11 protein-coding genes, 1 other RNA gene and 1 other annotated feature are annotated in these 13,291 nt (G+C 42.4%); of the genes, 11 read left to right on the top strand and 1 reads right to left on the bottom strand.

Annotated features, from left to right (window positions below; all coding sequences use genetic code 11):
* Window positions 1-3 precede the first annotated feature (3 nt).
* The 6 genes from MHI16_RS12475 (at window position 4) to dtd (ending at window position 6,704) form a co-directional block, all read left to right on the top strand.
* Window positions 4-492 (top strand): cation:proton antiporter regulatory subunit, encoded by a 489-nt coding sequence (locus MHI16_RS12475; RefSeq protein ID WP_058014558.1) that lies wholly within the window; start codon window positions 4-6, stop codon window positions 490-492.
* A 101-nt stretch (window positions 493-593) separates the two neighbouring features.
* Window positions 594-947 (top strand): lipopolysaccharide assembly LapA domain-containing protein, encoded by a 354-nt coding sequence (locus MHI16_RS12470; protein WP_058014559.1) that lies wholly within the window; start codon window positions 594-596, stop codon window positions 945-947.
* 81 nt (window positions 948-1,028) lie between these two features.
* Complete coding sequence (recJ, locus tag MHI16_RS12465) at window positions 1,029-3,353, top strand: single-stranded-DNA-specific exonuclease RecJ (protein WP_058014560.1); 2,325 nt, start codon at window positions 1,029-1,031, stop codon at window positions 3,351-3,353.
* A gap of 23 nt (window positions 3,354-3,376) precedes the next feature.
* Window positions 3,377-3,889 (top strand): adenine phosphoribosyltransferase, encoded by a 513-nt coding sequence (locus tag MHI16_RS12460; protein ID WP_003216770.1) that lies wholly within the window; start codon window positions 3,377-3,379, stop codon window positions 3,887-3,889.
* Window positions 3,890-4,031: 142 nt separating this feature from the next.
* Window positions 4,032-6,242 (top strand): bifunctional (p)ppGpp synthetase/guanosine-3',5'-bis(diphosphate) 3'-pyrophosphohydrolase, encoded by a 2,211-nt coding sequence (locus MHI16_RS12455; RefSeq protein ID WP_012010732.1) that lies wholly within the window; start codon window positions 4,032-4,034, stop codon window positions 6,240-6,242.
* A gap of 18 nt (window positions 6,243-6,260) precedes the next feature.
* On the top strand, window positions 6,261-6,704 hold the full coding sequence (dtd, locus tag MHI16_RS12450; RefSeq protein WP_058014561.1) for a D-aminoacyl-tRNA deacylase: 444 nt from the start codon (window positions 6,261-6,263) through the stop codon (window positions 6,702-6,704).
* 96 nt (window positions 6,705-6,800) lie between these two features.
* Here the strand turns inward: dtd and MHI16_RS12445 are convergent, their stop codons facing one another.
* On the bottom strand, window positions 6,801-8,381 hold the full coding sequence (locus MHI16_RS12445; RefSeq protein WP_058014562.1) for an N-acetylmuramoyl-L-alanine amidase: 1,581 nt from the start codon (window positions 8,379-8,381) through the stop codon (window positions 6,801-6,803).
* Between the two features lie 136 nt (window positions 8,382-8,517).
* Between MHI16_RS12445 and MHI16_RS12440 the strand changes: the two genes are divergently transcribed.
* From MHI16_RS12440 to MHI16_RS12420, 5 genes are all read left to right on the top strand, one after another.
* Window positions 8,518-8,688 (top strand): YrzK family protein, encoded by a 171-nt coding sequence (locus tag MHI16_RS12440; protein WP_003216250.1) that lies wholly within the window; start codon window positions 8,518-8,520, stop codon window positions 8,686-8,688.
* Window positions 8,689-8,746: 58 nt separating this feature from the next.
* Window positions 8,747-8,986 (top strand) — a binding site (T-box leader).
* Between the two features lie 73 nt (window positions 8,987-9,059).
* Window positions 9,060-10,334, top strand: coding sequence for a histidine--tRNA ligase (gene hisS, locus MHI16_RS12435; protein ID WP_058014563.1), 1,275 nt, complete (start codon window positions 9,060-9,062; stop codon window positions 10,332-10,334).
* A gap of 18 nt (window positions 10,335-10,352) precedes the next feature.
* On the top strand, window positions 10,353-12,131 hold the full coding sequence (gene aspS, locus MHI16_RS12430) for an aspartate--tRNA ligase (protein ID WP_152982318.1): 1,779 nt from the start codon (window positions 10,353-10,355) through the stop codon (window positions 12,129-12,131).
* Window positions 12,132-12,208: 77 nt separating this feature from the next.
* Window positions 12,209-12,389, top strand: a non-coding RNA gene (ssrS, locus tag MHI16_RS12425) — 6S RNA.
* 92 nt (window positions 12,390-12,481) lie between these two features.
* Complete coding sequence (locus tag MHI16_RS12420; protein ID WP_058014565.1) at window positions 12,482-13,246, top strand: tRNA threonylcarbamoyladenosine dehydratase; 765 nt, start codon at window positions 12,482-12,484, stop codon at window positions 13,244-13,246.
* The last annotated feature ends 45 nt before the right edge of the window (window positions 13,247-13,291 follow it).

The following is a 13,291-nucleotide window of genomic DNA, read 5'->3' as shown; positions in this document are numbered from 1 at the left end:
GTTATGAAGGTTCGGGAAACTGAACTGCCAGGTATCGGTCACAAAGTCGAAATGATCACAAGAAATAATGAAAAGCTAGCCATCATTACACACGATGACGGCAGGAGAGAAATGTATCATTTTCAAGAGGACGATCATGAAGAATCTATTTCTGGTATCTTGCTAAACGATGAAGAAGCAAGACAAATTGCAGCAATCTTAGGCGGCATGGTATATAAGCCGAAAGCGCTTGAAACTGTTGAAGTAGCCATTGATGAACTGATGATTGAATGGTTTAAGATTGAAAAGAATGCACCAGCTATTCAGCAAACCATCGGAGACCTCAATGTCCGCCAAAACTATCAAGTAACAGTCATCGCTATCGTGAGGAAATCACATGAGAAAATGTTAAATCCAGGACCTGAAACGGTCATTGAAGAAGGGGATACCCTTGTTATTTCTGGAGAAAGACAAGAAATAAAGAACCTCATTAAAGAAAAACTCAGCAGCTAATTCATGCCCATGCTGATAGATTTTCTTCCGCTTTTTCTTTCTGGGTTTAAAAAGGACAATGAAAAGGGAAGAATAAAAGAAAAAGCTTGGGGGATATGTAGATGAACAAACAACAATGGACCATCATACTCGCATTTATTTTCGTATTAATTGTCTCAGTATTTGCCGTAATCAATGTGCGGCCAGTGCAAGTTGACTACTTATTTGGATCGGCTGAATGGCCGCTCATCCTTGTCATTATTGGTTCTGTGCTCATGGGCGGACTCATTGTGGCTTTTGCAGGGATTTTCCAAATTGTGAAACTAAAACGTGAACTAAAGGCTTTAAAAGCTGAGCGTGCAGCCGCACCTGCACCTGCTGTTTCGAATAAAAAGATCGACAAAGACGTTCAAAAGAAACCGAATGTGACGCCTTTAAAAGAACAGCCAGCATCATTTGATCGGAAGGAAAAATAATCTTTCAGCACAATTTCATAAAATAAAAATTGAAACCCCTCAGGCCACTCTAGTATAATAGTGTGGTTGAGGGGTGAATTTATGTTATTATCCAAAATGCGCTGGGAATATGAACATCCAAGCGAAGAAAAAGTGAAATCACTCTCTGAAAATCTGAATATTTCAGCGCTGACTGCATCGCTTCTTGTAAAAAGAGGACTCGAAGAAGTAGAAGAAGCGAGGTCTTTTTTATTTGATCAAAAAGCTGAATTTCATGATCCATTTCTATTAAAAGGAATGAAAGAAGCAGTAGAGCGCATCAACAAAGCAATCGAACAGCAGGAATCGATTGTGATCTTCGGAGACTATGATGCGGATGGTGTGACAAGTACGTCTGTGCTTTTACATACATTAAAAGAGTTGTCTGCGAAAGTAGACTTTTATATTCCAGATCGATTTAAAGAAGGCTACGGGCCTAATGAACAGGCTTTTCGATATATCAAAGAGCAAGGCGCATCGCTTGTCATCACCGTCGATACAGGCATTGCAGCTGTAAATGAAGCGCGTATTGCAAAAGAAATAGGGTTAGACTTGATCATTACAGATCACCATGAACCAAGCGAAGAGCTGCCTGAAGCACTTGCGATTGTCCATCCTAAGCAGCCAGGCTGTGAGTATCCCTTTAAAGAACTTGCCGGTGTAGGCGTAGCATTTAAAGTGGCTCATGCTCTTCTTGGTAAGCTGCCAGCTCAGCTGTTAGATCTTGCGGCAATTGGGACAATAGCGGATCTTGTGCCGCTTCATGATGAGAATAGATGGCTCGCTAAAAAAGGGCTTATGCAGCTTCGGCAGTCGAATAGACCGGGACTGAAGGCGTTATTGAAAGAAGCAGGTGCTACTCTTGAAGAAGCAAATGAGGAAACGGTCGGCTTTCAAATTGCGCCAAGGCTGAATGCTGTAGGACGAATTGAACAGGCAGATCCAGCTGTTCATCTTCTCATGACAGAGGAGAAGGATGAAGCAGAAGAACTCGCTCGTTTTGTACAAGAACTGAATAAAGAACGTCAAAAAATTGTGAGTACGATCACAGAAGAAGCCATTCAAATGGTGGAAGAGACAGGTGATGACCAGTCTGCCATTGTTGTAGCGAAAGCTGGCTGGAATCCGGGTGTTGTTGGAATTGTTGCCTCTAAATTGACGGATACATTTTCTCGTCCGGCAATTGTGCTTGGAATAGATGAAGAGACGCAAATGGCAAAAGGTTCAGCACGGAGTATTCCCGGCTTCGATCTATTTTTCCATTTAAGCAAATGCCGCGACATTCTGCCGCATTTCGGCGGGCACCCGATGGCTGCGGGCATGACACTTCGAGCGGATGATGTCCCTTTACTAAGGGAAAGATTAAATCAATATGCGAATGAAACGTTGACAGAGGAAGACTTTATTCCGATTCAGCGGGTCGATGCTGTATGCAAGGTAGACGAATTGACGGTTGAAGCGATTGAAGAAGTGGGGATGCTGTCACCATTTGGCATGCAGAATCCAAAGCCGTTCATCATGATTGAAGATGCGAGACTTGAAGAAATCCGAACCATTGGAGCAAATCAAAATCATATCAAAATGTCTCTGAAAGATGAAGACAAACTGCTTGACTGTGTCGGTTTTCATCAAGGTCAATTGAAAGAAGAAATTGTCACAGGTAGCCGGATTTCCGTCATTGGTGAAATGTCCATCAATGAATGGAATAACCGGAAGAAACCACAGCTCATGCTAAAAGATGCCCGAGTAGATGAATGGCAGCTGTTTGATTTGCGCGGCAAAAAGGATTGGGAAAAGACAATCTCCACGCTTGACCCCGAAAAATATGTGGTGGTCTGTTTTGACGAAGAAACAAAAGAGGAAGTCAGCATCCCGATTCATCATGTCCATGCAGAAAATGTTTCAACACTCGATGTTGAAGGCAAGTATGTCGTCTTTGCAGATGTCCCTGCAGATGAACAGTTGCTAAGGCAGCTGTTAGAAAATCAAAAGCCAGCTAGAGTGTATACAGTTTTCCAAAGAAAAGAAGATCATTTCATGTCCTCTTTCCCTAGCCGTGATCAATTCAAATGGTTTTATGGATTCTTGTTAAAACGAGGAAGTTTCCCTCTCAAGGAACAAGGAATGGAGCTTGCGAAACATAGAGGCTGGACAAAAGATACAATGATTTTTATGACAAAGGTGTTTTTTGAACTCGGTTTTGTTAAAATAGAGAATGGTGTGCTGTCAATAGTACGTGATGCCCCTAAAAAAGATTTAACGGCATCAGCATCCTATACAGCAAAACAACGATTGATGGAACTCGATCAAACACTAACATATTCCTCAGCCAAAGAGCTGAAGGAATGGCTGAATAGCATGATGAGCGAAGTCTCACCTGTGCTTTGACGTACGAGGAGGAAAAGGAAAAGATGGATTTAAAACAATATGTGACAGTTGTACCTGACTACCCAAAGGAAGGTGTACAATTTAAAGATATTACAACGTTAATGGATAAAGGCGAAGTGTACCGTTATGCAACGGATCAAATCGTTGAATACGCGAAGGAAAGAGACATTGATCTTATTGTTGGACCTGAAGCGCGTGGATTCATTATTGGCTGTCCTGTAGCATACGCACTTGGTGTAGGCTTTGCACCGGTTCGTAAAGAAGGAAAGCTTCCTCGTGAAGTCGTTAAAGTCGAATACGGCTTAGAATATGGGAAGGATGTATTAACGATTCATAAAGATGCGATTCGTCCTGGTCAGCGTGTATTGATTACAGATGACTTACTTGCAACTGGTGGAACAATCGAAGCGTCCATCAAGCTTGTAGAGGAATTGGGCGGCGTTGTGGCAGGAATTGCATTCTTGATTGAGCTAACGTACCTGGACGGCAGAAAGAAGCTTGACGGTTACGACATCTTGACGTTAATGCAATACTAATGGAGTTTTACGCAAAAAGCACTCGGTAAGAAGGGTGCTTTTTTCCTATCAAAAATCTTTTAGCGGACTTCTTCTCTTTACATCTATCGAATTTTTCTTGATAATAAACTACAATACAGTTTTCATTTAAAAAGGTGATTCCATGGCGAACGAACAAGTTTTAACGGCGCAGCAGGTCATTGACAAGGCAAGAGAATACCTGTCCGCTGAACATATTCAATTTATAGAGCGAGCATATGAATATGCTGAAAATGCACATAAGGAGCAATACCGGAAATCTGGTGAGCCTTATATTATCCATCCAATTCAAGTGGCGGGGATTCTTGTTGACCTTGAAATGGACCCATCAACCATTGCAGGCGGTTTCCTGCACGATGTTGTCGAGGATACAGATGTGACATTACAGGATTTAAAAGAGCATTTTAACGAAGAAGTTGCGATGCTTGTTGATGGTGTAACAAAGCTCGGGAAGATTAAATATAAATCACAAGAAGAACAGCAGGCCGAAAACCATCGAAAAATGTTTGTGGCAATGGCGCAGGATATACGCGTCATCTTGATTAAACTGGCAGACCGTCTGCACAATATGAGAACGCTCAAACACCTTCCGCAGGAAAAGCAGCGTAGAATTTCAAATGAAACCCTTGAAATCTTTGCACCGCTTGCGCACAGATTAGGGATTTCAAAGATTAAGTGGGAGCTTGAAGATACAGCGCTCCGTTACTTAAATCCGCAGCAATATTACCGGATCGTGAATCTCATGAAGCGTAAACGAGCGGAACGTGAGGAATACTTAGACGAGGTTGTCAATGAAGTAAAAGATCGTGTGTCAGAGGTAAACATCAAGGCTGAATTTTCCGGAAGACCAAAGCATATTTATAGTATTTATCGCAAAATGGTCCTGCAAAATAAGCAGTTTAATGAAATTTATGATCTGCTGGCCGTCCGTATTTTGGTTGACAGCATTAAAGACTGCTATGCCGTGCTTGGGATTATCCATACTTGCTGGAAGCCGATGCCAGGCAGGTTTAAGGATTATATTGCAATGCCAAAGCCGAACATGTACCAATCGCTTCATACAACAGTGATTGGACCAAAAGGTGACCCGCTTGAAGTTCAGATCCGTACAGTGGAAATGCATGAAATCGCAGAGTACGGAATTGCTGCGCACTGGGCATATAAAGAAGGAAAAGAGTCAGCAGAATCAACGGAGGAAGCTGTTTTCCAGAAGAAGCTCTCTTGGTTTAGAGAAATCCTTGAATTCCAAAATGAATCGACAGATGCAGAAGAATTTATGGAATCGTTAAAAATTGATCTCTTCTCTGATATGGTGTTTGTCTTTACACCAAAAGGAGATGTCATTGAACTGCCATCGGGTTCTGTTCCGATTGACTTTTCTTACCGGATTCATTCGGAAATCGGGAACAAAACGATCGGTGCGAAGGTCAACGGAAAGATGGTCACGCTCGATCATAAATTGAAAACAGGTGACATTATTGAAATTCTGACATCAAAGCACAGCTATGGGCCAAGTCAGGATTGGGTCAAACTTGCCCAAACCTCCCAAGCGAAGCACAAGATCAGACAGTTTTTCAAAAAACAGCGCCGTGAAGAAAATGTCGAAAAAGGCCGAGAACTCGTGGAGAAAGAAATCAAAAACCTTGAGTTTGATGTCAAAGACATTCTGACAGCTGAAAACCTGCAAAAAGTGGCTGACAAATTTAATTTTTCAAACGAAGAGGACATGTATGCAGCGGTTGGTTATAACGGAATTACTGCACTCCAAGTCGCCAATCGTTTAACTGAAAAAGAAAGAAAACAAAGAGATCAAGAAGAACAAGAAAAAACGGTTCAAGAAGTGACTGTAGAGCCAAAGACATATCACGGGAAGAAACGAGAAGCAGGGGTAAGAGTCAAAGGGATAGATAACCTGCTTGTCCGCTTATCTAAGTGCTGTAATCCTGTTCCAGGTGATAGCATTGTTGGTTTTATTACGAAAGGCCGAGGCGTATCTGTTCACCGTGATGACTGTCCGAACGTGAAGACAGGAGAAGCGCAGGAACGGTTAATTCCGGTTGAGTGGGAGCATGAACAGCCTGCTCGAAACCGTAAAGAATACAATGTGGAAATTGAAATATTAGGATATGACAGACGCGGCTTACTTAATGAGGTGCTTCAAGCAGTCAACGAAACCAAAACGAACATCTCGTCGGTTTCTGGTAAGTCTGATCGTAACAAAGTGGCGACGATCCATATGGCGATCTTTATCCAAAATATTAACCATTTGCACAAAGTGGTAGAACGCATTAAACAAATCAAAGACATTTACTCTGTTCGCCGATTCATGAATTAGAAAGGAAGTATATCGTCTATGAGGCTTGTTGTGCAGCGTGTGACAAGTGCATCTGTGAAGGTAGAAGAAGAGATCACAGGTGCCATCAATGAAGGATATATGGTACTCGTTGGTGTCACACACGAAGATACAGAAGAAGATGTGCTTTATTTAGCTGATAAGCTTGCACATTTACGTATTTTTGAAGATGAAAACGGGAAAATGAATCATTCGTTATTGGATGTAAAAGGAAGCGTGCTGTCTGTATCTCAGTTTACCCTTTATGGTGATACAAGAAAGGGCAGAAGGCCAAATTTTATGAAAGCAGCCAAGCCAGATGCTGCGAACGCCCTTTACGAATGTTTCAATAAAGCCCTTAGAGAAAAAGGTATTCATGTAGAAACTGGCCGCTTTGGCGCGATGATGGATGTGTCATTGACCAACTCAGGGCCTGTCACCATCTGGATGGATAGTAAAGAATAGATTCAATTTAGACTGTAGATAGACTCTTGCAGGAGTTTGTTTAGAGTCTTTTTCTTCTGCAATCAAACAAAAAAGAGGCACAGCGGCCTCTTTCTTTTAGCGGAAATATTGTTTTAATCCTTCTGTCATTCCTTCTGTGACTCGTTCTTGGTAAGAGGCGCTATAAATGATGGCTTCCTCCTGAGGATTGCTTAAATAGCCGAGTTCATATAAAAGAGAAGGACGTTTGTTTTCTCTTAACACAAAATAATCTCCGAATTTGACACCCTTATCAGGGATTTGAGAGCGTTTAGCAACTTCTGTATGAACATTTGTCGCTAATTGCTGGTCTTTTGCTGCTTGATAATAATACGCTGTACTTCCTCTGACGCTTGGGTCCATAAAACTATCATAATGAAGACTAATAAATGCATCTGCATTTCTGTAATGAGATGTCGCGACCCTCGATTGAAGGCTGATAAAAGTATCTTCACTTCTTGTTAAATAAACATTTGCTCCAGAAGCCCTTAATTTGCTTGCCAGTAAATTGGCGGTTTTGATGGTAATGTTCTTCTCAAAGGCTCCATCTGCGCCAATCGTGCCGCTGTCTTTTCCGCCATGACCTGGATCAAGAACAATCGTTTTTCCTTTTAAAGAACCAGTTCCTGACGATGAATCCTGCTGTGGTCTTGGTGCCTCGCTGCTATTTTTATTCGTTTGAACGACCCAGCTTGCCACATAACCAGTTCCGCCGTTTGATAATGTCACCTCGTACCAGTCACCTTGCGTGCGAACAATTTGATAGGCAGCGCCTTTTGTGGCTCTTTCTGCAATCTGAGCAGAGGTAGAAGCGCTTTTTCGAATGTTGGTGCCATCGTAGACAATGTACGCTTTCTTTTGGGAAGCCGAAGAAGATGAATTCTTTTCACCCGCCGAACTCGCTCCATTGCTTGTGACGATATAATAGCTTGCTGCCCAGCCTTTCACGCCTTTTGCCTCAATTTCATACCAGCCGTTCTGCTCGCGCAAAATGGTGATCTGTGTGTTGCGGGCAAGTGAAGCGACGACTTGTGCATTAGGTGCCGCCGATTGCCTTACATTTAAGCTTGATACGCCAACTGTGCCTGTCTGTTTAGAGCGAGAGGACTCGCCAGCGCTTGATTGAGAAGCTTTTTGGCCGCCTGACACATAATCAGAGTGAACCCAGCCTACTGCTTGTTTATACGAAATTTTTGTCCATTCGCCGCTTGTCTGCAGCTTTTTAGCGGAAGCGCCTTGCGGGAAAGTTCCGACGACTTGATAGGACGTCCCAGGGCCTGTCCGTATGCGAAGATCGGAGGCTGTCGATGTAATGGAACTGCTCTCTGCTGAGCTTTGATTTTGCGTCTTTGGCTTAGCAGACTTTTGGCCGCCAGATGATGTTGTAATCAGCCATGAGACGACCCAGCCTTTTTGGCCGTTAGATAGCCCGATCTGCACCCATTCTCCTTGTTTCGTGAGAATGGGATAGCTTTCTCCGCGCTCCACAACAGCTGCGATTCCATAGCTTAAGCCAGGACCTGTTCTCACATTGATTTCATCTGTAGCGACCACAGCTTGATCTGTTTGTGCTGTAGCATGTGTCATAGGCAAAGTACTTGCGATGAGAACAAAACAGGTAAGAAGCATCATGATTTGATTGTGTTTTTTTAGATTCAAAACGGTGTTTTCCCCTCCCTTGTAAAACCGATGAATGTAAATTCGTTATGTAATGGACTAATTCCTTGCAGTTTCCTAATAAAAATGAATCAATCTGTTTATACTAAATAAAAACGTGATAAAAGGATGTACAAACATGAGATTAAGCAGAAAATTAGGACGAGTGCAATATAATGGACATCGTGATATCGATCGCTGGCAGCACGACGAAATGGATCAACCAGGCTTCTTAGAAGAAACCGCATCTGAATACGGATGTACGTCAAAAGAAGAGCTGGAAAAGAAAAAGAGGCACGGCAAGGGTTGACAGAGTGGCAGCACCGACCTTATTATAATATAAATCAACACACTTGAAAATTTAAAATGTGGAACTGATGATAGAGAATAGTAGGGTAAATTGCGTGAGCAGAGAGGAATCGCCTTAGGCTGAAAGCGAATCCGCATGGCATTTATCACGAAAGAACACTCTGTAGGTTTCCTGCTGAACGCTCTAAAAATGAGTCAATAGGCGGAGAACGTGAATCTGCGTTAAGGATTTGAGCGGGAACATGGCTAGATTATGTTCCAACTAGGGTGGCACCACGGGTATAACTCTCGTCCCTACTATACACATAGTAGAGGCGGGGGTTTTTTATATGTCCACATAAAAAATGAATGATGGTCGTAGGAGGACGAAAAATGAGTTTTAATATTCCAAGAGGCACACAGGATATTTTACCTGGAGAGTCAGAACGCTGGCAGTATGTTGAACAAATTGCAAGAGATACATGTGCAGCCTTTCAATACAAAGAAATCCGCACACCGATTTTTGAGCATACAGAGCTGTTTGCACGGGGAGTAGGCGAATCAACCGATATCGTTCAAAAAGAGATGTATACATTTGAAGATAAAAAGGGACGCAGCATCACCCTTCGTCCAGAGGGAACGGCATCAACCGTACGTTCTTATGTTGAAAATAAATTATTTGCACAGCCGGCGCAGCCGACAAAGCTGTATTACATCGGACCGATGTTCCGCTATGAACGACCGCAAACGGGAAGATATCGTCAATTTTATCAGTTTGGAATTGAAGCGATCGGTTCAAAGGATCCAGCCATTGATGCAGAAGTGATATCCCTTGCGATGAGTGTTTATGAGAAAGCAGGTCTTTCTAACTTAAAGCTCGTCATTAACAGCCTTGGTGACAAAGAGAGCCGTGCAGACTACCGCGAGGCACTTGTTAAGCACTTTGAACCAAGAATCGATGAATTCTGTCATGACTGTCAAACTCGTTTACATCAAAATCCGCTTCGAATTCTTGATTGTAAAAAGGATCGTGACCACGAATTGATGGCAACAGCTCCATCCATTCAAGATTACTTAAATGATGAATCACGGACTTATTTTGAAAAGGTCAAACAATACTTAACAGATATAGGCGTTGAATATGTCGTCGATCCGAACTTAGTGCGTGGTCTTGATTACTACAATCACACAGCATTTGAGATCATGAGCAATGCTGAAGGCTTTGGTGCAATTACCACATTAGCCGGCGGAGGCCGATATGATGGACTTGTTGAAGGAATTGGCGGTCCTGAATCACCAGGAATCGGTTTTGCTATGAGTATTGAGCGCTTCCTATCAGCAATCGATGCTGAAGGGATTGATCTTCCACTGCAAGATGGCATTGATCTATACATTGCTGCACTCGGTGATGATGCGAAAGATTACGCTGTTGCATTATTAAATCGTCTGAGAAAAGAAGGCATTTCAAGTGAAATGGACTATACAGGGAAGAAATTAAAAGGACAATTTAAAGCGGCTGATCGATTAAAAGCCAAGTTTATTGCTGTCCTGGGTGAAGATGAGCTCGCGCAGCACATTGTGAATGTAAAAGATACGACAACGGGTGAACAAATTGAAGTGAAGCTTGATGAGCTGATTCAAATGATGAAGGCCCACAAGAAGGCGTAAAGAAGGAGTGGAATGTTTGTGTTTGGTAGAACTTTTTATTGTGGAGAAGTAACAGAAGACCAAATCGGTCAAACCGTTGTATTAAAAGGATGGGTTCAAAAAAGACGTGACCTTGGCGGATTAATCTTTATTGATCTGCGTGACCGTACAGGAATTGTACAAGCTGTTTTCAATCCAGACCTTTCAAAAGAGGCGCTTGAGACAGCAGAATCGATTCGTAATGAATATGTCCTTGATATTAAAGGAACGGTTGTGGCAAGAGAAGAAGCAACAATCAATCCAAATTTAAAAACAGGGAAAATTGAAATACAAGTCGAAACGGTCAGCGTGTTAAATGAAGCAAAGACTCCTCCTTTTGTGATTTCAGATCAAGCGGATGAGGTATCAGAAGATGTGCGCCTTAAATACCGTTACTTAGACCTTCGCCGTCCTGCTATGTTTGAAACGATGAAAATGCGACATGAAGTCACTAGAGCATTCCGCCATTTCCTAGATGATAACGGCTTCCTAGATATTGAAACACCGATTTTAACAAAAAGTACGCCAGAGGGTGCACGTGACTATCTTGTTCCAAGCCGTGTACACGAAGGAGAGTTCTATGCATTGCCTCAGTCCCCGCAATTATTTAAACAATTGCTAATGGTTTCAGGAATGGATCGTTACTATCAAATTGCGCGCTGCTTTAGGGATGAAGACTTGCGTGCTGACCGTCAGCCGGAATTCACACAAGTCGATATCGAAATGTCCTTTATGAGTCAAGAGGACATTATGACGCTTGCTGAAGAGATGATGGCAAAGGTGATGAAAGATGTCAAAGGTGTAGATCTGACATTGCCATTACCTCGTATGACATATGATGAAGCGATGAATTCTTATGGTTCTGATAAACCAGATACACGTTTTGAGATGAAGCTTGTTAACATCTCAGACACGGTAAAAGACTCTGATTTCAAAGTCTTTAGCGGAGCTGTGAAAAATGGTGGAGCTGTGAAAGCCATCAATGTCAAAGGAGCAGCAGCGAACTACTCAAGAAAAGACATTGATGCCCTTGGTGCATTTGCAGCGAACTACGGTGCAAAAGGTCTAGCTTGGCTTAAAGCAGAAGGGACAGAATTAAAAGGACCGATTGCTAAATTCTTTGACGAAACAAAGCAAGCAGAATTAAAAGAAGAGCTGCAAGTTGAAGAAGGCGACCTTCTACTTTTTGTTGCAGATAAGACGTCTGTTGTCCATGACGCACTTGGTGCCCTTCGCCTAAAACTCGGTAAAGAGCTTGGGCTCATCGATGAGTCTCTTTTCAACTTCTTATGGGTTGTTGATTGGCCGCTGCTTGAAAAAGATGAAGAAGAAGGCCGCTTCTATGCTGCCCATCATCCTTTCACAATGCCAGTGCGCGACGATCTTGAATTAATTGAGACAAGCCCAGAAGACATGAAAGCACAGGCTTACGATCTTGTCCTAAATGGCTATGAGCTTGGCGGAGGTTCGATTCGTATTTTCGAAAAGGATATTCAAGAAAAAATGTTTAGCTTACTTGGGTTTTCAAAAGAAGAGGCTTATGAACAATTCGGCTTCCTTCTAGATGCTTTTGAGCATGGTGTTCCTCCGCACGGCGGAATCGCACTTGGTCTTGACCGCTTAGTGATGCTGCTTGCCGGCCGCTCTAACTTAAGAGACACGATTGCATTTCCGAAAACAGCAAGTGCGAGCTGCGTGCTAACAGATGCACCAGGTCATGTGAGCGAGGCGCAGCTGGATGAGTTAAGTTTAGCCATTAAAACAAAAGTAAAACAGTAAAATAGACGCATGGATATAGGCATGTAAACGCTTGAAAAAGCGGCATGCCTATGATATGCTTTCTTCAATCAATAAATAAAGTCCTGATACGTACGGTGGTTACCTAGTTTTGACCGAACATTTTTTTATACGGGAGCTTGCCTTTCCTTTCTGCATAAATGCCTCTTTTGAGGACTTATAAAGTCAGGAAGAAAGCACCCACCTGCATGGTGCGGGGTTCAAAACGAAGGAAAAGCTGGCGGCGTTGTCGGGACTTTTTTGTGTTTTTTTCTTTTTCAGAAGGATGACGAAGAAGGTTGAATATGATATGATTCTTTCGATTCATTTTAAATAAAGGTGGAGTGAGGCACTTGTTACATCAGTTTTCAAGAAACGAGCTTGCCATTGGCAAGGAAGGCTTAGATATATTAAAAAACAGTACAGTTGCAGTGCTTGGTGTGGGCGGCGTTGGTTCATTTGCAGTTGAGGCACTCGCTCGTTCAGGCGTTGGCCGTATTGTTCTTGTTGATAAAGATGATATTGATATTACAAATGTAAACCGTCAGCTGCCAGCATTGCTTTCAACAGTTGGACAACCAAAGGTTGACTTAATGCAGGCGAGAATCGCTGATATTAATCCAGAATGTGAAGTTGTTGCGCTCAAGATATTTTATACAGAGGAAACCTATGAGCAATTTTTTGAATATCCACTTGATTATGTCATCGATGCGTCAGATACGATTCACTATAAAATTCATTTAATGAAAGAGTGTCTAAAACGCAACGTGAACATCATTTCGAGTATGGGAGCTGCAAACAAAACAGATCCGACCCGCTTCAAAATTGATGACATTTCAAAAACACATACCGATCCAATTGCAAAAGTCGTAAGAACGCGTCTGCGCAAAGAAGGGATTCGTAAAGGAATTGAAGTCATTTTCTCTGATGAAAGTCCGATTGTGATTCGCGAAGATGTTAGAAAAGAAGTTGGAAATGATGAAGCGAAGATTCGCAAGGCACAAATGCCGCCATCATCCAATGCCTTCGTCCCGTCTGTTGCAGGACTGATCATGGGTGGTCATGTCATTATGCAGCTTTTGAAAGATATTCCAATTACACGTGTGAAGGATAAATAAACAGCCCACCTGCTATCACGCTGAAAAGAAGACAAAGGGCTAAAA

Source organism: Bacillus sp. FSL K6-0923 (assembly GCF_038630825.1).
Classification (GTDB): Bacteria; Bacillota; Bacilli; order Bacillales; family Bacillaceae; genus Bacillus; species Bacillus pumilus.
Note: the sequence above shows the minus strand (reverse complement) of the source record. Positions and strands in the feature narration are given on the sequence as shown.